The 19,537-nt window shown below is 45.8% G+C and carries 19 protein-coding genes and 1 pseudogene; 10 read left to right on the forward strand and 10 right to left on the reverse strand.

Going from position 1 to position 19,537, the window contains the following annotated elements:
* The 3 genes from AC1HDP_RS11495 (at position 1) to AC1HDP_RS11505 (ending at position 3,620) form a co-directional block, all read left to right on the forward strand.
* Positions 1 to 1,842 (forward strand): sensor domain-containing diguanylate cyclase, encoded by a 1,842-nt coding sequence (locus AC1HDP_RS11495; protein WP_479638881.1) that lies wholly within the window; start codon positions 1 to 3, stop codon positions 1,840 to 1,842.
* A 34-nt stretch (positions 1,843 to 1,876) separates the two neighbouring features.
* A complete protein-coding gene (hemB, locus tag AC1HDP_RS11500) occupies positions 1,877 to 2,890 on the forward strand; it encodes a porphobilinogen synthase (RefSeq protein ID WP_140933854.1) in 1,014 nt (337 codons plus the stop codon).
* A gap of 160 nt (positions 2,891 to 3,050) precedes the next feature.
* Positions 3,051 to 3,620, forward strand: coding sequence for a thioredoxin family protein (locus AC1HDP_RS11505; RefSeq protein WP_479638882.1), 570 nt, complete (start codon positions 3,051 to 3,053; stop codon positions 3,618 to 3,620).
* 145 nt (positions 3,621 to 3,765) lie between these two features.
* On the opposite strand, the gene AC1HDP_RS11510 is transcribed toward AC1HDP_RS11505, so the two are convergent.
* Both AC1HDP_RS11510 and rhlB read right to left on the reverse strand, forming a co-directional pair.
* Positions 3,766 to 4,683, reverse strand: a complete 918-nt coding sequence (locus tag AC1HDP_RS11510) for a Ppx/GppA phosphatase family protein (protein WP_479638883.1) — start codon at positions 4,681 to 4,683, stop codon at positions 3,766 to 3,768.
* 7 nt (positions 4,684 to 4,690) lie between these two features.
* Positions 4,691 to 5,992, reverse strand: a complete 1,302-nt coding sequence (gene rhlB / locus AC1HDP_RS11515) for an ATP-dependent RNA helicase RhlB (RefSeq protein ID WP_140933860.1) — start codon at positions 5,990 to 5,992, stop codon at positions 4,691 to 4,693.
* A 152-nt stretch (positions 5,993 to 6,144) separates the two neighbouring features.
* On the opposite strand from rhlB, the gene trxA reads away from it, so the two are divergent.
* The 5 genes from trxA to fis all read left to right on the forward strand — a co-directional run bounded on the left by trxA (position 6,145) and on the right by fis (position 10,582).
* Positions 6,145 to 6,471 carry a thioredoxin TrxA gene (trxA, locus tag AC1HDP_RS11520; RefSeq protein WP_140933861.1) on the forward strand — a complete coding sequence of 109 codons (327 nt, stop codon included), beginning with the start codon at positions 6,145 to 6,147 and terminating at the stop codon, positions 6,469 to 6,471.
* 231 nt (positions 6,472 to 6,702) lie between these two features.
* Positions 6,703 to 7,968, forward strand: a complete 1,266-nt coding sequence (rho, locus tag AC1HDP_RS11525; protein WP_479638884.1) for a transcription termination factor Rho — start codon at positions 6,703 to 6,705, stop codon at positions 7,966 to 7,968.
* A 292-nt stretch (positions 7,969 to 8,260) separates the two neighbouring features.
* The gene (prmA, locus tag AC1HDP_RS11530) at positions 8,261 to 9,142 is read left to right on the forward strand and encodes a 50S ribosomal protein L11 methyltransferase (RefSeq protein WP_479638885.1); all 882 of its coding nucleotides are present in this window, start codon (positions 8,261 to 8,263) and stop codon (positions 9,140 to 9,142) included.
* Between the two features lie 148 nt (positions 9,143 to 9,290).
* Complete coding sequence (gene dusB / locus AC1HDP_RS11535; RefSeq protein ID WP_140933865.1) at positions 9,291 to 10,259, forward strand: tRNA dihydrouridine synthase DusB; 969 nt, start codon at positions 9,291 to 9,293, stop codon at positions 10,257 to 10,259.
* A gap of 17 nt (positions 10,260 to 10,276) precedes the next feature.
* Positions 10,277 to 10,582: a DNA-binding transcriptional regulator Fis gene (gene fis, locus AC1HDP_RS11540; RefSeq protein ID WP_140933867.1), complete on the forward strand. Its 306-nt coding sequence runs from the start codon at positions 10,277 to 10,279 to the stop codon at positions 10,580 to 10,582.
* Positions 10,583 to 10,780: 198 nt separating this feature from the next.
* On the opposite strand, the pseudogene AC1HDP_RS11545 reads toward fis, so the two are convergent.
* Both AC1HDP_RS11545 and AC1HDP_RS11550 read right to left on the reverse strand, forming a co-directional pair.
* Positions 10,781 to 11,227, reverse strand: a pseudogene (locus AC1HDP_RS11545) (opioid growth factor receptor-related protein); the annotation flags it as partial.
* A 316-nt stretch (positions 11,228 to 11,543) separates the two neighbouring features.
* Entirely contained in the window at positions 11,544 to 13,124 is a 1,581-nt protein-coding gene (locus tag AC1HDP_RS11550) for an EAL domain-containing protein (protein ID WP_479638886.1), read from the reverse strand.
* 463 nt (positions 13,125 to 13,587) lie between these two features.
* Between AC1HDP_RS11550 and AC1HDP_RS11555 the strand changes: the two genes are divergently transcribed.
* Both AC1HDP_RS11555 and ric read left to right on the forward strand, forming a co-directional pair.
* A complete protein-coding gene (locus tag AC1HDP_RS11555) occupies positions 13,588 to 14,088 on the forward strand; it encodes an AlbA family DNA-binding domain-containing protein (RefSeq protein ID WP_479638887.1) in 501 nt (166 codons plus the stop codon).
* 102 nt (positions 14,089 to 14,190) lie between these two features.
* Positions 14,191 to 14,901, forward strand: a complete 711-nt coding sequence (gene ric / locus AC1HDP_RS11560; RefSeq protein WP_479638888.1) for an iron-sulfur cluster repair di-iron protein — start codon at positions 14,191 to 14,193, stop codon at positions 14,899 to 14,901.
* Between the two features lie 33 nt (positions 14,902 to 14,934).
* On the opposite strand, the gene AC1HDP_RS11565 is transcribed toward ric, so the two are convergent.
* From AC1HDP_RS11565 to lptM, 6 genes are read right to left on the reverse strand one after another with little or no spacing between them, the layout of a single operon-like run.
* A complete protein-coding gene (locus AC1HDP_RS11565; protein WP_479638889.1) occupies positions 14,935 to 15,657 on the reverse strand; it encodes an HAD-IA family hydrolase in 723 nt (240 codons plus the stop codon).
* A complete protein-coding gene (gene xerC, locus AC1HDP_RS11570; RefSeq protein WP_479638890.1) occupies positions 15,657 to 16,541 on the reverse strand; it encodes a tyrosine recombinase XerC in 885 nt (294 codons plus the stop codon). The genes AC1HDP_RS11565 and xerC overlap by 1 nt, the downstream gene beginning before the upstream one ends.
* Entirely contained in the window at positions 16,534 to 17,178 is a 645-nt protein-coding gene (locus AC1HDP_RS11575; protein ID WP_479638891.1) for a DUF484 family protein, read from the reverse strand. The genes xerC and AC1HDP_RS11575 overlap by 8 nt, the downstream gene beginning before the upstream one ends.
* Complete coding sequence (gene dapF / locus AC1HDP_RS11580; protein WP_479638892.1) at positions 17,175 to 18,017, reverse strand: diaminopimelate epimerase; 843 nt, start codon at positions 18,015 to 18,017, stop codon at positions 17,175 to 17,177. The genes AC1HDP_RS11575 and dapF overlap by 4 nt, the downstream gene beginning before the upstream one ends.
* A 59-nt stretch (positions 18,018 to 18,076) precedes the next feature.
* On the reverse strand, positions 18,077 to 19,324 hold the full coding sequence (gene lysA, locus AC1HDP_RS11585; protein ID WP_479638893.1) for a diaminopimelate decarboxylase: 1,248 nt from the start codon (positions 19,322 to 19,324) through the stop codon (positions 18,077 to 18,079).
* A gap of 18 nt (positions 19,325 to 19,342) precedes the next feature.
* Positions 19,343 to 19,471, reverse strand: coding sequence for an LPS translocon maturation chaperone LptM (gene lptM, locus AC1HDP_RS11590; protein ID WP_240778781.1), 129 nt, complete (start codon positions 19,469 to 19,471; stop codon positions 19,343 to 19,345).
* Between the last annotated feature and the right edge of the window lie 66 nt (positions 19,472 to 19,537).

The raw sequence follows: 19,537 nt of genomic DNA on the forward strand, positions 1-19,537 counted from the left end.
ATGTTTAAGCTATTCCTTTTATTGGTATTAAGCGGTATTGGCGTCAGCCAAGCTGAGCCGTTATTGTTAGATCATAACAACACTGACACTTACCCGCTCAATAGCTATGTGCAGTTTAATCAGCAGTCACAAGATATTGAAATTAATGAGCTACTGTCGCAAGACCTGCTGTGGCAAGCGCTTCCTAGCGACTCCTTACCTAAGCTTGGCGCCCGTCATTTATGGCTAACTTTTTCTATCGTTAATACTGGCTACAAGCCCGCATGGAGCCTTGAGCTTAATAACCCTCACTTAGATAATATCGAAGTTTTTTTGCTGAAGAACAAGCAGCTTATCAAGCAATGGCGCCTAGGCGACAGCCAAGTATTTACCGAGCGAAACGTCAACATTAGTGAATTTTTACTGCCGCTATACTTAAGCCATAACGATCGCTACGATTTCTACTTAAAGCTCAATACCCAAGGCATAAGTAAGCTGCCGATTACCCTCTATAGTCGCGCCCACTATATTGAAATTGCGCAAACCCAAAATTTAAAGTCCGGCATGCAGATAGGCATCTTATTAGCTATCGGTATTTTTGCGGTATTTTTGGCGATAGCCATGCGCTCAAGCACTTATGGTTATTACGCCGGCTATGTGCTGGCAATGTCTATGCTGGTTGCGACACTACGCGGTTACAGCTTTCAGTATCTTTGGCCTGAATCGCCGTTAATTCAACACTATGCGTTACTGCTCATCATCCCCTTAGTGCTTATTTTCGGTCTCACTTTTACCGAGAAGCTTTTGTGCTTAAAGCGCCATGATATTCCCTTACTACGAGCGCTGCGTACAGCCGTGGCCGTGTGGCTGCTATTAATGTTAGTTGCCTTGGTAGATCAAAGCCTTATGACACTCAAGCTGCAGCTGATTGCGGCCATCGCTAGTTGCAGCTTAATGATTTATACCGCTTGGGTGTTAACTCGCCGCGGCCATACCTTAGCCACCTTATCTTTGATCGCTTGGACCCTGATTCTATTGGGAACCCTTGGCAGTAGCCTGTCTTACCTCAACATTATCTATTTCCAAGGCGGACCCACCTCACCGCTGCTACTGGCCATGTCTACTGAAATCGTATTATTAGCTGGTGTAATGGCCTATCGTTTCCACTTGCAATCAAAGGCGACTCTGCACGCGCAGCAATTGGCGCAGGAGCAAAGCGATCATCTGCAAAAGGTGCGTTTAGAGGCGTTGCGCACTGAGGCGAAACGCGCCGAAGAGTTAGAGGATATGGTGCAGCAACGCACCTTAGAGCTTGAAATTGCTCTTAAAGAACTCGGTGAAGCCAATCATAAGCTCACAGTGCAGACAGAAACGGATAGCCTTACAGGCGTGAGAAATCGCCAAGCATTTGATGCGCGCATCTTAGCTGAATGCCGTATCAGCCGCCGCCAACAGAGCCAGCTATCCCTGCTGATGATAGATATTGATAAGTTTAAATCCATCAATGATACCTTTGGTCATATGGCGGGGGATGAAACCCTCAAAACCATAGCCATAGCTATCCAGCAGCAACTTAAACGCCCAACCGATCTATTGTCACGTTTTGGTGGTGAAGAGTTTGCTATTCTTCTGCCCAATACCGACGTAAGCGGCGCGCAGCATATTGCCGAGCGCATTCGTTTGGCCGTGGCAAATTTACAACTAGATAGGCGTGGGCAAGCTATTGCGCTTACCGTCAGCATAGGTATCAGTACCAAGGTTATCAGCAATGATGATCAAGCCGCTGAATTACTTGAGCAAGCGGATAACGCCTTATATCAAGCTAAAAATCAGGGTCGAAATCGCGTCTGTCTCGCAAGTTAGAGATGCGATTTGTTATTTTATTCAGGAGTCGAATGTGAATATCATTACCAGTGCTTTTCCAAATCGCAGAATGCGCCGCATGCGCAAACATGAATTTAGCCGCCGCTTAATGGCCGAGAACCGTTTAACGGTTAACGACCTGATTTATCCAATGTTTGTTATCGACGGCGACAACCGCACTGAGCAAATTGCTTCTATGCCTGGCATAGAGCGCTACACCATAGACTTGTTACTCAAAGAAGCCGAGCAATTGGTAAAACTAGGCATTCCTTTAATTGCCCTGTTTCCAGTCACGCCGGCTGAAAAGAAGAGCCTATTGGCCGAAGAAGCCTATAACGCTGATGCCTTAGCCCAGCGCGCTGTACGCGCCCTAAAGCAAGCATTCCCGCAACTGGGAGTCATGACAGATGTGGCACTTGATCCTTTCACCACTCATGGCCAAGACGGCATTATTGATGACGAGGGTTATATCCTTAACGATATCACCACTGAAATCTTAGTAAAGCAAGCCTTGTCTCACGCCGAAGCTGGCGCTGATATTGTGGCGCCATCTGACATGATGGATGGCCGCATTGGTGCTATTCGCGCCGCCTTAGAAGCCGCAGGTCACGTCAATACTCAGATCATGGCTTATAGCGCCAAGTATTCGTCTAACTACTACGGCCCGTTCCGTGATGCCGTGGGTTCAGCCGGCAATCTTAAAGGTGGCAACAAGCACAGCTACCAGATGGACCCTGCCAACTCAGATGAAGCCTTGCACGAAGTAGCATTAGATATTCAAGAAGGCGCCGACATGGTGATGGTTAAGCCTGGTATGCCTTACTTAGACATAGTGCATCGCGTCAAAACCGAACTTGCTGTGCCAACCTTTGCTTATCAAGTGAGTGGTGAATATGCCATGCATATGGCGGCCATTGAAAACGGTTGGTTGGCAGAAAAAGCCATAGTGATGGAATCCTTATTATGCTTTAAGCGCGCAGGCGCCGATGGCATTTTAACTTACTTCGCCAAACGTGCGGCGCAGTGGCTGCAGGAAGAAAAAGTCTAAGTACTTATCATGCTTACCAAAAGGCTACCTAGTGTAGCCTTTTTGCTGCCTTAAATTTAGCCGCTAAAAGAGTGATCTGCTTAACAGCCACTAATGCTCTGGCTATACCTTAGCAGCTATCCATGGTTCGATAGGTCATCAAGTTGCAATGGAGCCTTCGATGAGCCAAAAAACAATAATGAACATGAAAACAACTCAAGCCACGACTATCGCCAGCCTGCTATTATCCAGTGTACTAGTTTCCCCATTAGCACTGGCCAACAGTGGTTGCGGATTCAATGATCAAGAACAAAACCTATTTGCCATTTGCGCAGAGGAGCAAGACGAAGTGATTTTAACCGGAGAGGTTAGCCCACAAGCCTTAATGGCGTTAGATGATTTTAGCCATGAGCAAAGCTATCAAGCCGACGCCAACGCGTTAGCGGCATTAAAAGCCATTGATAAGCCGACAGAAGTCATAGTGATTATTGGCACTTGGTGTCCAGATTGCCACCGCGAAACACCGCGATTTATTGAATTAATGGCAGCAGTCAATAACCCCAACATTAGCGTGCGTTATTTAGGGGTTGATAGACAAAAACAAGATCCCAATGGTCTGAGCAGTCAGTATGAATTTAGCCGCATTCCTACCTTTATTATCCAGCAAGAGAATACTGAAATTGGCCGCATTATTGAGCGCCCACAAGTGAGCCTTGAGCAAGATCTAGTGACGATAGTTAATAAAGCCTAGTGACAATAAGTACCTGCAACTAATGCAACTAGCAACTAGCAACTAGCAACTAGCAACTAGCAACTAGCAACTAGCAACTAACGACTCAACAAAAATGACGCACAAAAAAGCCAGAGCATGCTCTGGCTTTTTTTATGCGGCAATATTAGTCATCTAACAAACGATCGGCCAATAACTGCAACACCCCTTCGCGCAAAGCGCCGCCAGAAAGATGCAGTTTTTCCAGCCCTAAGATGTTGAATAATGCCAGTAAGATAGCAACCCCAGCGGCAAACGTCGGCGCACGTTCAGGATTCAAACCACGGATATGACTCAAGTGACTATCAGAGGCCGCTAAGATTTCTTGCTGCAAACTGACTAACACTTCCCGAGTAATAAGCTGAGGTACTTCACGGTGCGCCAATAATTCAATCACAGATTGCACTGAACCAGAAGCGCCAACCACACCATGCCAACCTAGCTCTTTGAGGCGTGCCTTATCACTGCCAAGAATTTCTTCAACCGCCACAGCGGCATCATCAAAATCTTGCAACTGATAAGGGCTATCGGCAAAAAAGCGGCGGGTAAAAGTAACGCAGCCAAAACCGACACTGCCTTTAAACAGCACTTCTTGACCTTCGCCCACAATAAATTCGGTACTGGCGCCACCAATATCAAGCACTAAACGGCGTCCATAGCCTTTAGTATTGGCCACCATTCCTTGATAAATGAGCTCAGCTTCACGCATGCCGGAAATCACCTCGATGGGATGGCCCAATAAAGGCTCAGCTTTAGCGCTGAAATCATCGGCATTATTAATGGTTCTTAACGTCGCGGTCGCCACTACGGCGACATTGCCGTGGGGCACTTGATGATATTGAAGCATGTCACCAAACATAGCTAGGCAGTCCAGTCCCCGCTGCATGACTTCATCATTCAAGCGACCATCAACCACGCCTTCAGCAAGGCGGACTTTACGTTTATATTTTGCAATCACCTGCGGCTGATGCCCACGGGTTCGTGCAACTAACATATTGAAACTGTTAGAACCCAAAGTAATAGCAGCGTACAAATCAACTCGCATATGGAGATTAAGCCCTACGTTGGCGGGTGTGACTGTTACGATTGCGAGGACTCGCTCCTCGTGGGGCACTATTGCGATCCCGCGACGTGCGAGGGTTCGGATGCTTACGATGAATGGCCACAGGCGGCGCGATATCATCTAATAGTGCTTCTCTATCGTATTCGCTCACCGGTATCTGATGGCTAATGTACTCTTCAATGGCAGGCAAATTAAGCGCATATTCTTCACAGGCAAAACTCACTGACACACCTTTTTGACCAGCGCGACCAGTACGACCAATACGGTGCACATAATCTTCGCAATCATCAGGTAAATCATAGTTGTAGACGTGTGACACATCAGAGATATGTAGGCCGCGCGCCGCAACATCGGTGGCTACTAACAGATCTAATTGACCTTCGGTAAACTGCTCAAGAATTTTAAGACGTTTCTTTTGTGGAACATCGCCGGTTAATAAGCCAACTCTGTGACCATCACCTTCTAATGCGGCCCACAATTTTTCACACATGTGTTTAGTGTTGGCAAACACAATCGCTTTTTCAGGCCAATCTTCTTCAATCAAGCTCTGTAATAAACGACTCTTATCTTCCATTGATGGATAGAAGATTTCTTCTTTAATATTTTTAGAGGTTTTTTCTAACGGAGCAATTTCAACTTTTTGCGGATCATTCATATGATCATACGCTAACTCCTGCACTTTCATCGACAAAGTAGCAGAGAACAGCATATTCAAACGGGTATTAGCATCCGGCATACGTCTAAATAAGAAACGGATATCTTTAATAAAGCCCAGATCAAACATACGATCGGCTTCATCTAATACTACCGCTTGAATGCAGCTCAGGTTAATCACCCCTTGACGCACAAAATCAATAATCCGGCCAGTGGTGCCAATTAATACATCAACGCCCTGATTTAATACGTTTAATTGCGCATCATAACCTTCGCCACCATAAATAATCGCCGTTTTCAGGCCGGTGTGCTTGCTCAATAAATTGGCATCTTTAGCAATCTGAATCGCTAATTCGCGAGTCGGTGCCATGATAATGGCGCGAGGTTGATTGGTTTGACGACCTTCAACATCGGCAACCGTCAATAAGTGGTTAAAGGTAGCCACTAAAAACGCCATTGTCTTACCAGTACCTGTTTGTGCTTGACCGGCAAGATCGTGATGATTCAGTAAGATAGGTAATGACATTGCCTGAATTGGCGTACAAAATTCGAAGCCGTTTTCATTTAACGCTTCCAGCACTTGTGGGTGCAAAGGCAAATTGGCAAATTTTTGTGTAGATAAATGTGTTTCGCTCATAGCGGCATTTTACCTGTTGGGGTTGCAATAAGATACTTGATCGTTTGAAATAGCGGCAAGTAAAAACGGTCACTTGAAAATCCGTAATTTGTCCCCAATATACAGCGTAAGCCATTAACAAACCAGCAATGGCAACCAAACTGGAGAATATCATGAGCGATAAAATTATTACCCTGAGCGACGACAGCTTCGAAAACGACGTATTAAAGTCAGAATTACCAATTTTGGTCGATTTTTGGGCTGAATGGTGTGGTCCTTGTAAGATGATTGCTCCTATCCTTGACGACGTTGCCGGTGAGTACCAAGGTAAACTGGTTATCGGTAAATTAAACGTCGATCAAAATAGCGTATCACCTGCGAAATATGGTGTACGTGGTATCCCTACTTTACTGTTATTTAAAGCAGGCGAATTAGTAGCGACTAAAGTTGGTGCTTTATCTAAAACTCAATTAAAAGAGTTTATTGACGCTCAAATTTAATCCAAATTAAGGTTGGCGATCACAAAATCGCCAACCTTGGACATGGCGACGCAGTTAATTCATAAAATTGTGTCGTCATGCTCGCAAATATCTGGACGCTGCAACGCTATGGTGCTACTTTAATAACCAGATAACATATTTTCACCTCTCGCTGTTCAATCACACTCATTGCATCCACTCGAACTAGATTGAGCGCGGTAAGCTCTGTCGCGTACAACAAGACCCATCAAGATGAATTTAACTGAATTAAAAGATACACCGATTTCTGAATTAGTCTCCTTAGCTGATAGCATGAACCTAGAAAATATGGCTCGTGCACGTAAGCAAGATATCATTTTCTCTATCCTGAAAGCCCATGCCAAAAGTGGGGAAGATATTTTCGGTGGTGGTGTTCTTGAAATCCTCCAAGATGGCTTTGGTTTCCTGCGAAGTTCCGACGGTTCTTATTTAGCTGGCCCAGATGACATTTATGTTTCGCCAAGCCAAATCCGCCGCTTTAATATGCGAACCGGTGATACCATTGTTGGTAAAATCCGACCGCCTAAAGAAGGCGAGCGTTATTTCGCACTGCTGAAAGTCAATGAAGTTAACTTCGATAAGCCTGAAAACTCTCGTAATAAAATCTTATTTGAAAACTTAACCCCTTTACATGCTGAAGAACGTATTCGCATGGAGCGTGGTAACGGTTCAACTGAAGATATTACCGCCCGAATTTTAGATTTATGCTCACCTACCGGTAAAGGTCAACGGGGTTTGATCGTGGCTCCTCCTAAAGCCGGTAAAACCATGCTGCTGCAAAACATTGCTCAGTCAATCAGCTACAACAATCCAGAAGTGGTATTGATGGTATTGCTGATCGACGAACGTCCTGAAGAAGTAACTGAAATGCAACGCCTAGTTAAAGGTGAAGTTATTGCTTCTACGTTTGATGAGCCAGCCAGCCGCCATGTACAAGTTGCTGAAATGGTGATTGAAAAAGCTAAGCGTTTAGTTGAACACAAGAAAGACGTAGTTATCTTATTAGATTCTATTACTCGTCTGGCTCGTGCTTATAACACTGTTATTCCATCATCAGGCAAGGTTCTGACTGGTGGTGTTGATGCTAACGCCCTGCACCGTCCAAAGCGTTTCTTTGGTGCGGCGCGTAACATTGAACATGGCGGCAGCTTAACTATTATCGCAACCGCTCTGGTAGATACAGGTTCTAAGATGGACGAAGTGATCTACGAAGAATTTAAAGGTACAGGTAACCAAGAGTTACACCTGTCTCGCAAAGCGGCTGAAAAGCGCGTATTCCCAGCGATTGATTTCAACCGCAGCGGCACTCGTCGTGAAGAAAAATTAACCACGTCTGATGAATTACAAAAGATGTGGATTCTGCGTAAAATCTTGAATCCTATGGATGAAGTAAGCGCGATGGAATTCTTAATCGATAAATTAGCTATGACTAAGACCAATGAAGAATTCTTTACCGCGATGAAACGCGCTAAGTCTTAATCATTCGCTAACGTCTGATGCCAATCAAGCCACCTACTCGGTGGCTTTTTTATTATCTACATACGGCGATTTAATTTAAGCAACAACCTAATTTAAATCACGGCTGAATTTAAGCAACGCTCTTATTCAAACCATTATTCTCTTATTGCGACAAGCAACTCCAACACTTAAGCACGCATTAGCGCTTAAGTTACCCATCTAAGCGCTAAAATGCGGCATTTGTCGCCTGCTACCCTAGGTTTGTATTAGAATAGAGGTTTTCGTCAAATGACTCGCCACAGGGGCAAACAATATGGCCTGGATCCAACTGCGCATCCACACCGGTAAACAAGAAGCCGAATTACTTAGTGATTTACTTATGGAGCTAGGTTCTGTCTCCATCACTTTTGAAGATGGTCAGGATGAGCCAATTTTTGAACCTAAGCTGGGTGAAACCCCACTGTGGAGCGATACGGTAGTCATCGCCTTATTCGATGCCGCTATGGATTTAGCACCAGTCATCGACATGCTGAAAACCTTGCCTTATTTAGGCGAAAACTTCACTCACAAAATTGAGCAAATTGAAGATAAAGACTGGGTGCGTGAATGGATGGAAAACTTCCACCCGATTCAATTTGGCCAGCGTCTGTGGATTTGCCCAAGTTGGCGTGAAATCCCTGACGAGAACGCCGTCAATGTGATTTTAGATCCAGGCTTAGCTTTCGGTACTGGTACCCATCCAACCACCGCCCTGTGTTTAGAGTGGTTAGACAGCTTAAGCCTGCAAGATAAAGACGTCATCGACTTTGGTTGTGGCTCAGGCATCTTGGCCGTTGCCGCCTTAAAACTCGGCGCCAAGGTAGTGACTGGCGTTGATATCGACTATCAAGCCATAGACGCTTCTAAAGCCAACGCTGAGCGCAATGGCGTGGCTGATCAACTGGCGTTATACCTCCCAGAAGATCAACCTAATGGTTTAATGGCCGACGTACTAGTAGCTAACATCCTAGCAGGTCCTCTGCGTGAATTAGCGCCACTGATTGCTGAAAAAGTAAGAACTGGCGGCGTGTTAGCCCTTTCTGGCCTGCTGCGTGAGCAAGCAGATGAAATTAGTGAATGTTACAGCCAGTGGTTCAACATGGATGAAGCTGTTCACAAAGAAGACTGGACACGCTTGACAGGTGTACGAAAATAACGTTTTAGCAACGCAACCCCGCGCCGCTATTGACTTCTGACAATTAAATGTCAAGCAAAAAAGTTATTCCCAGGTTATTTATTAACCTTTCCTCGGCGCGGAAAAAGTCGTACTATAGCGCCCCTTTGAAGCGCAAGGTGATCTAACAATGCAGATTGGACCCTATCAACTGACCAATCAGCTGATCGTGGCCCCAATGGCGGGAGTCACCGATCAAGCCTTTCGAAATCTCTGTATCCGTTATGGCGCTGCCATGGCGGTGTCAGAAATGCTATTGGCCAACCCAGAAGTCTGGGATAGCGCCAAAAGCCGCCAGCGTATGACACATTCTGGTGAGGAAGGCATACGCTCAGTACAAATTGCCGGTGCAGATCCAGATCTGATGGCGATGGCCGCACAGTTCAACGTTGAACAAGGCGCGCACATCATCGACATCAATATGGGCTGCCCAGCCAAAAAGGTGAATAAGAAGTTTGCTGGTTCTGCATTAATGCAAAGTCCAGAGTTGGTAGAAGAAATTCTTAAAGCTGTGGTCAATGCGGTTGATGTACCAGTCACACTGAAAATTCGCACGGGGTGGGATCCTGAACATAAAAATGGTGTTCAAATTGCCCAAATAGCTCAAGACAGTGGCATTGTTGCGCTCGCCGTTCATGGCCGAACTCGACAGTGCATGTACAAGGGTAATGCCGAGTACGACACTATCAAGGCGATAAAACAATCAATCACGATACCTATTATCGCAAATGGCGACATTAGGACACCGGCAGAGGCCCGCCATGTGCTGGATTACACCGGTGCCGACGCCGTGATGATAGGCCGGGGAGCTCAGGGGAAACCCTGGATTTTCAGAGAAATCCAACACTACCTGGAGACAGGGACAGAGCTAGCGCCAATCTCACTTGAAGAGAAACGGCAGGTAATGTTGGAACACTTGTCCAAATTATATGGGTTATATGGCGAATACAAAGGTGTCCGTTTTGCCAGAAAACACATGGGCTGGTATCTGGATGGCGATTCTGAACGGCAATTTCGAGCTGACTTTAATCAACTCGAAACGCCACAAGAACAAGCTTCCCTTGTTGAAAAATTTTTTGACGAATTAGTGCAAAATTAATAAAGAGCAGAATACGAATGTTTGATCAGACAACTCACACAGAAGTTCATCAGCTTACCGTTGGTAAAATTGAAACCGCTAACGGCACCATCAAGCCACAGTTATTACGTGACGCTGTAAAGCGTGCCGTAAGCAACTTCTTCGCTCAGTTGGACGGTCAGGAAGCACAAGAAGTTTATGAAATGGTGCTTTGTGAAGTTGAAGCCCCTCTGCTGGACATCATTATGCAGCACACCCGTGGTAACCAGACTCGCGCAGCGAACATGCTGGGCATCAACCGCGGTACTTTGCGTAAGAAATTAAAGAAATACGGCATGAACTAAGACCCTAAGTCTAAGCAATTGTCTAATAACGGGTTTTTCAGCGATGGAAAGCCCGTTTTTGTTAATATGTACCCCAAGTTGTACACCAACCTAAATTATGACCATAGCTAACAACTTGATGTCCTGCCCCTCACCACCGGCCTTAGCCGCCATACTACTTAGCGCTGATGATACTTATTGCATCTATTCGCGCCAGCCTTAATCCCCGTGCTCAGTAATTTTTGCGCGAATGTCCGACGACTCGGCATCAAAATGTTGCCAGTGTTGTATGGTGATATCGCGCACTTCACTGCCTTGATAAGAGGTGGCGTGATGCACGATAAAATCGCGGATGGCGTAGGCCAGTGGTTTGTCGGTTAATAGCCAGATAGAGCGCATGATGCGGGTAAGGCGTAGTTGATTATGATCATGCCATTTAAGCCAAGCGCAGTTTTTCGGATTAATCGCGCGCGCTGCACTGATCTTACTGCCGCTGCGCTGCATAGAATAATAAGCCAGTAAGCGATCAAGGTTTGCTAGGTGCGCAGCCTTTAGGGCGGGGTCTTGCTCAAAGGCGGCTATCGTCAACTCATTCACTAATGGCGCATGGCGATTAAAGCGGGTACCAGTATCAATGGGGAACAATAACTGAATAAACTTATGGTCATGCTCTAACCAAAAGTCATCATATTTCTAATAGGTATCAATCAAATTACCTCGATTATCGGCAATTTCGCTTTTAAAGAATTTTACGGTTAAGTCGGTATGTTGTTGTGTAGATAGAGTCATAAGGCGAAGGCGAACCATGTAGCGTTGCTGATGATTAACATTACAACTACTGCCATATTTTGTCTCAACTATCATTCGGTTATGTGATTATCTTTAGCATTTCTTGACAATCGGTATGGCAACTAGCAGTGAATATTGCTTTCTATACATTCACTGCTATCACACAGGCTTATGTTGCTAAGTAGTAGCCAATTTAACTCTCCATCGGTACTTTTACCTTGGCTACGTTTATGTCCGGCGCAGACGTAGGAAGTGGCAGCCAGTTTCTGGCTAAGGTAAAAAACTCATCAGCCGGTAACGGTTTGGCATAGCAGTAACCTTGAATTAACCGCACCCCCAATCCATGCAAATAGGCTTGCTGCTGCTTTGTTTCTACGCCTTCGGCAATCATCTCGAGATGCGACTCTTTAGCAAACAAGATGATGGCATCTAAAGTCTTACGACTAAAGTTTTGCTCATGCCCTATGGTATCAACAAACATCTTATCGATTTTAAGCGTGCTAATTCCTAGGTTCTGCACATAGCTAAAACAGCCGTAACCCGTGCTGGCATCATCAAGTTTTAAGTCAATTCCCAGCGAAAATATTTTGTTGAGAGTGGTTTTAGCCAATTCCATATCATTAATCGGCATGCGCTCGGTAATTTCCAGCGATAACTGGTGCTGACCTAACACGCCACTAGCAACTATCAGTTGTAACTGCTGATATAGACGATCATCTTCAAGATGGGCCGGCACAATATTTATGCTAAAAAATAACTCAGGCAGCGCGGCACCATGTTGCTTTATGTCTTCAATCACTAGGCGCAGCATGCTTGCAGTCATAGGTATGATGACATAATGAGACTCAGCAAAGGGAATAAAATGATTCGGTGGTATATAACTACCATTTGGACGTTGCCAGCGCACTAGCACTTCGGCTCCCACCATCTGGCCGCTAATACCATCCACCATAGGTTGATAGAAAGGCACAAATTCATCACGAGCTATGCCGCGATTTATTTTTCCGAGCAAAGACATTCTCACCGTTAGCCAGCGCCAATACATAACACAAGCTAAAGCCGCCAATAACAAGCCGGTGATCAGGCTGATTTCCCATCCCATTTGCGAGTATTGATCTAAAAAGAGTTGATTGCCGGACAATGAGAAAGTGGCACGATAAAAATCACCATGATGCACGACGCTAGAAGACACCACTTCTTCATCGTCAAAGTTATTTAACCCAAATTCAAAATACGGCTCTGAATCCAAAGACACTCGATATTCAAGGCATCGTCTGCAATCAAGCGGTACAAAAAAATAAGGCCGCAACGGCGTAATGCTGGCCATGTAATCGTAACCATCCATATGGCGGATAATAAATATCTCGTGATGCGAGTTTTTAATTTCTGCGGCCACACCTATGCTGATGCTTTCTTTGATTTTATGGCTACTAATCGTTTCAATATTGTGGTTAGTTTCATCGATTTGGCATACCACACGATTATCTTTAGTGATGGCAACCCAGCGAATAAAGTTAGCGTCAAAGGTGGTTTGTTTGAGTAGTTTTTCGATATCGGCGGTGCAACCGTTCGGTGTGGTTAAGCTTGGCAATTCCAGCAATTTATCTGCTGATTCAGACAGATACATATGAAATTTATCGGCAAGCACTGTAGCGTCGCGCTCAATCATGCGCTTAGCGATAAATCTATCGGCCACAGCCACTAACGTCATTCCGAGCGAGAACGAAACTAAAAAAACCAATAGATACTTAAGCTTATCCTTAAACCTAACCATAGTTAATCCATTATTTTGTCGTTCGTTAGCGTCATACTAAATGACTCCCCCCCCCTCAGCCATGAGCCTTGGAATATTCCTCTCGATGGCAGCAATTGCACTCCCATAATCAAGTTAAAACAACCACGAAACTCACCCAACCAAAGGTTACGCAATTGCTGCAACAGTGTGTTATTCATGGCAGCTTTGCAACATGAACAAGTCACTCACAAGGATAAGTATTTCGACTCATGGGATTATACTCACTATTGATGCGCTCCATTTAACCCTTAGATAGCCCAAACGCCCGCCCTGGCCAATTCAATACAGGCAGTGAAACTGCCTAACCCTAGCCTAAACCTAAGCCTAAACCTGCCATGCTAAAGGCTAGTAAACTAAAGGGGAGTAAACCTAGTGCAGTTATCTTGCTAGTCACCTGCCACTAAAGGCGCTATCTTGACTCTAACAACATCGGAGGTTTGCTATGACATTTCATACCTATGCGTTGGATAATATCAATGAGTTAGCAGAATCAGTGCAAGTGGAGTTTAAACTCGCTGGCGGCCGAGATGGTCAAGGCAAAGTGCCTGAAGATATGTGGGAAAGTTATAGTGCCTTTGCCAATACCATTGGCGGTGAAATCATCTTAGGGGTTAGAGAAGTTAAAGGGCATTTCACCCTCGAAGGCATACCTAAACCTGAGCCTCTGCTAGAACACTTGTGGCAGCGTTTTAACGATAAACACCACGTTAGCCATAACTTACTATCCGTTAATGATATTCAGCTTATTCGCATTCAAGATAAAACCCTTATTCGCATTCGCGTGCCACAAGCGCCCTTAGCCTTTCGCCCAATTTTTATTGGTGAAGACCCTTATTCTGGTAGTTACTTTCGCATTAATGATGCCGATATGCGTGCCAGTCATGAGCAAGTCGCGCGCATGTTATTGCAAGCTAAAACGACTCAGTTGGCTCCCCCCCATTAAGCTTGGCTAAAAGCCTTACCCGAGCAATCAACTCAAGTACTGCTTGTGCGAAACAAAAGATGCAATTAAAATGCATCTATTATTTTTATCTAAGGCTTAGCCATGCTTCAAGAACAGGATATTTTGTTGAACTCACGAGTGGGCGAATTAGTCGCTAATGACTTTCGCAGTGCCCATATCTTCAGTCAATTTGGCATAGATTTTTGTTGTGGTGGCGGTATTACGCTGGAGCGTGCCATTAGCCGTTTTAATGCCGACAAAGAGCCACTATTGCAAGCCCTTAGTTCGCTTATGGTGACAGGTGATAAGCAGCAAGGGTTAGATCAATTAGCCTTGCCGCAACTCATCAACTATATCGAGGCGACTCACCACAGTTTTGTGCGAGAAAAAGCAGAGCTATTGCTAGATTACAGCCAAAAAATGGTGCGTGCTCATGGCGAGAAATATGCTGAGATTAAACCGCTAGCGGGTTGGATACGTGCCTTGGTGGCCGATCTTATTCCGCACTTAAACAAAGAAGAGCAAATCTTGTTTCCCGCCATTCGCGATTTACACCAAGGCGTGATCAAGCAGCACTGCTTTACGCACTTAAGCCATCCCATCAATGCCATGAGTTATGAACATGATGAAGCGCTGCAAATCATGGCTAAAATCCGCGCCCTGACTGAAGATTTTCAGCCGCCAAGCCATGCTTGCACGACTTGGCGGGTATGTTACGCCAGTCTGGCTGAATTTGAGCAAGACTTACTTCAACATATTGATATTGAAAATAATCTGTTATTTCCACAAGCCTTAGCGTTAACGGCGCAATAGCTTGTCAGTTCAACGAGTGGTTTGCTGTAGGTACTAGTTGTTTGCTGTAGGTAACAGCTGACTAAGCTCACTTAATTGCTGAATTTGAAAAGTTGGCAGTAATTTGGGCTCGGCGCGTTGCTTGCCACCAAAGGCTGGGCTTAGCCACACACCTTGACACTGAGCCCAGCGCGCGCCCATAACATCAGATTCAGGATGATCGCCTACATGCAGCAGCTCTGCAGGAGTTATATTAAGCCGCTGACACGCCAGCATAAACATGTCACTCGCAGGCTTTTTCGCCACAGTTTGCGAAGGGTGAATAACAAAACGTAACAACTCACCTAAACCAATGGCGACATGATCAACATTGCCATTGGTAATGCCTATCAAAGGATAATAGCGCCCTAGCTGATTAAGGAGCGCTATCACTTCAGACGCAACCTTAAAATTACTGCGATGATGCAAAAATACCGCCATGGCATGAGCAACTTCTGCCTTAACGTCTTTGACGCCAATCTGCTGCAATGCATGGGTTAGCACCGCCGTTCTTGCGGCGGTCGCATCGTTACCTAACCAAGGGGTTTGACGAATTAGCAGCGCCTTCAGCGCCAACCAATCCACGCTCGACCACGCCATCAAGGCTGGGAATTTTGAGCGCAAATACTCATCTAAGCTTTGCTGCGCCTGGCGAATAATCGGGCCGTTGTCATACAAGGTATCATCTAAGTCAAAACTGATAGCGGTAAACGGCTGTGGGCGCAGTAGAATTTTCATCACTTACCGCCTTTTTTCGCGCGCGGATGGGCCATATCGTAAACCTGAGCTAAATGCTGAAAATCGACATGGGTATAAATCTGGGTAGTGGCTAAATCACTATGACCTAACAACTCTTGCACCGCACGCAAATCACCACTGGATTCAAGCATATGGGTTGCAAATGAATGCCTAAGTTTATGTGGGTGCAAAGGCGCATCAAGCGCTTGTTGCTGACCGCGTAACTTAAGCCGCGCTTGAATGCTGCGATGGGATAAACGCTCACCTTTAATGCTAGTAAATAAAGCGGTTTCATCGTTTATGCTAGGGCGAACCTTAAGCCAAGTGGCAATGGCACTTAATGCCATTTTACCCACAGGCACTATGCGCATTTTATCGCCCTTACCCAATACCCGCACTTGCGCGGCTTGCACGTCTATATCCTTGATATCCAGCCCCGCCAGCTCCGCTAAGCGCAGGCCGCTTGAGTAAAATAACTCCATCATGGCATTATCCCTAAGGCTTAACGGCTCATCATCACTGACAGTAAGTAAGTGCGACACAGCGTCGGCATCAAGGTTTTTAGGTAAACTTTTGGCCTGCTTAGGAGCGCTAAGGCCAGCCGCTGGAGATAATTTAAGGTGGCCGCGCTTAAGTAAGAAGCTATAAAACCCTTTAAGGGCGCTCACACATAAAGCAATGGAACGGGCATTTAAGCCTTGGCGATGCAATTTAGCCAGCAAGCTTTGTAGTTGTTTGCTATTGGCCTGCCATAAGGGCGTGCCTTCTAACAACTGCTGACAACGCTTAAGCTCGAACTCATAATTGCGTAAGGTATAAGCTGAAAGGCGGCGCTCGGTTGCTATATAACGACAAAAATCATCAAGATAGATGATGTTATCCATGGGATAAACTCGGCAACACATGATTGAGCAAACGCACTAACTGATTAAGTAGCAAGGAGTCCATCTCGGGATGAAAATGCATAGCATCTGGGCTGGCGATGGCAAAAATCAGCTGACCATCGTCAGTCGCTAAACGGCTTAATGACGCTGAGCCTACTTCACTACCAAATAAGCGCTTAGATTCACTCATGGTTAAACGCCCAAAGTAATGGCTATGAATGAGGCGGGTGCGCCACAGCGTAGTTAGCTCGGCATCATCCTTAGGCACGCTAATTAAGCGCACATGACTAAAGCCAAAGTGCTGCCGCAGGCCTTTGGCGAGTAACTGATGCACTTCACCGATTTCTTTGCATTTTAGTAGTGCAAAACACAGCTCATTTAAGACATTAAAAATGTGCTCGTTACGCCTTGCTGTGCCAAGCAGCAGAGTAATTTCTTCTTCAAGCTGCATCACCCGTGAGCGCAACATCTGTTGACGACGCTCAACTAAAGACACTGTGCCTTGCTCGCCATGAGGAATGCGCAGCGTCAGTAATAACTCAGGGTGCCGATTAAAAAAATCTGGATTATCTTGCAGATATTCTTTAATAAATTCGCCATCAAACAAGGCGGCCGCGGAAATAGTCACATCTTTCATAACTGAATTTGCCCATCAAACACGGTAACCGCAGGGCCAGTCATCCATAACGGCTTACCCTCGCCTTCCCAATGAATAAGCAAACTGCCACCCGGTAAGTCTACTTTTACTTTCTGCGCTAACTTACCCTGAAAATGTCCAACCACCACAGCAGCGCAAGCACCACTGCCGCACGCCATAGTTTCGGCGGCGCCGCGCTCATATACCCGCAGCTTAATGTGCTCTGGGCTAATGACTTGCATAAAGCCGACATTCACGCCTTTAGGAAAACGCTCATGTTTAGTCAGTAATGAACCAATTCTATCGACATCGACTTCATCTAAAGAGTTCACACTTAAATCACTGATATCAATGACGCAATGCGGATTACCTAAAGAAGCCGCGCCACATAAAAAGGTCTGCACTTCGGTCATTAATAAGTAAGTTTTTTCGGCGCGCTTGGCCTTAAATGGAATATTGCTCGGTTCAAGATTAGGTACGCCCATATTGACTGTGACATTGCCATCACGCTCTAGGCGCAAGGTCATTTTGCCAGCCGTAGTACTCACTCGAATCTTACTTTTATGGGTTAAGCCTTGGTTATGCACAAAGCGCGCAAAGCAGCGCGCCCCATTACCGCACTGCTCAACCTCAGAACCATCGGCATTAAAAATTCGATAATGAAAATCGAGATCCGGATCGTAAGGCGGCTCCACCAATAGCATTTGATCAAAGCCCACGCCTTGGTGCCGGTCTGCTAACCGGCGGATCTGTTCGGGTGAGAAAAAAACATTTTGGGTGATGGCGTCAATCACCATAAAGTCATTGCCCAATCCGTGCATCTTGGTGAAATGGATCAAAAGTTATGTCCTTATTAGCTCAGCTAAATTAGCGACTCAGTGCGCTTAATATCGCTAGTTTACGGCAGGAGCTGTTCGCCTTGCCACAGTTGCTCACGCTTTTCTCGCTGGCGCACTAAATGACTGCGTGCGCCATCTACCATGACCTCCGCCACGCGTGGGCGAGAATTGTAGTTAGATGACATGCTAAAACCATAAGCGCCGGCGCTTCGCACCGCGAGTAAATCACCACTGGCAATTGATAATGGCCTTGATTTACCTAAAAAGTCACCGGTTTCACACACAGGGCCTACCACATCATAGACTTGCTGATGGCGCTCAAGATTCTGGTTTACTTCAATAATTTTTTGCCAAGCACTGTAAAGTGACGGGCGCAGCAAGTCATTCATAGCGCCATCGACAATGGCAAAATGCTTGTCGGCGTTATTTTTAAGATACAAGACTTGGGTAACAAAGATGCCGGCATTTGCCACTATGGCGCGCCCTGGTTCCAGCACTAAACTGAGTTTCCTATCAGCGACCTTAGCTAATAAGGCTTTAGCATAATCATTAGGATGAGGCGGCGTTTCATTGTCATAAGTTACGCCTAAACCGCCGCCAACATCTAAGTGCTGAATGCTAATGCCCTGCAGCGCAAGGCGATCAATCAAGGCCAACATCTTATCTATGGCATCAAGGAAGGGCTTTAATTCGGTTAGCTGTGAGCCAATATGGCAATCAACACCTTTAATCTCGAGATGGCTTAATTGCTGCGCGCGCGCAAAAATGGCTTCGGCTTGCTCCATGGCAATGCCAAACTTATTTTCTTTAAGGCCGGTAGAAATATAAGGATGAGTGCCAGCATCAACGTCAGGATTCACGCGCAGTGAAATCGGCGCCTTAACGCCCATCTCGGCAGCGACTTCATTGAGCACTTCAAGTTCAGCCGCTGATTCAACATTAAAACAATGAATACCCACGCTTAGGGCTTCGCGCATTTCGCTGACGGTTTTACCCACCCCAGAAAACACGACTTTACTAGGGCAGCCGCCCGCTGCTATTACACGGGCTAATTCGCCGCCTGAAACAATATCAAAGCCGCTGCCAAGGCGCGCGAGCACATTGAGCACTGCCAAGTTGGCATTGGCTTTTACGGCATAACAAATCAAATGAGGATGACTACTGACAGCAGAATCAAAGGCATGCCAATGGCGCTCTAAGGTCGCTCGAGAATAGACATACACAGGCGTGCCAAATTCTGCGGCTATATCCTTAACCGCTACGTCTTCGGCAAATAGGGCGCCGTCCCGATATCCAAAGTGATCCAATGCCAGCCTCCTTACTCGTTATTGTTGGGGTAAACCTTGCGCTTGCGTCTTATTCGTCTCTGGCGCCGGCGTCTTATACAGCGGGCCAATCTGGCCGCAACCTGCCAGCGTTAGGCTAGCAAGCAATGCAATTAAAAGCAGTTTCATTTTTCTCATCTTCTGTGCAGCGTCAATGAATGCGCTTATAATCGCATTCATCAGCAAGAATGCAAA

Source organism: Shewanella sp. ISS20 (genome assembly GCF_056522965.1).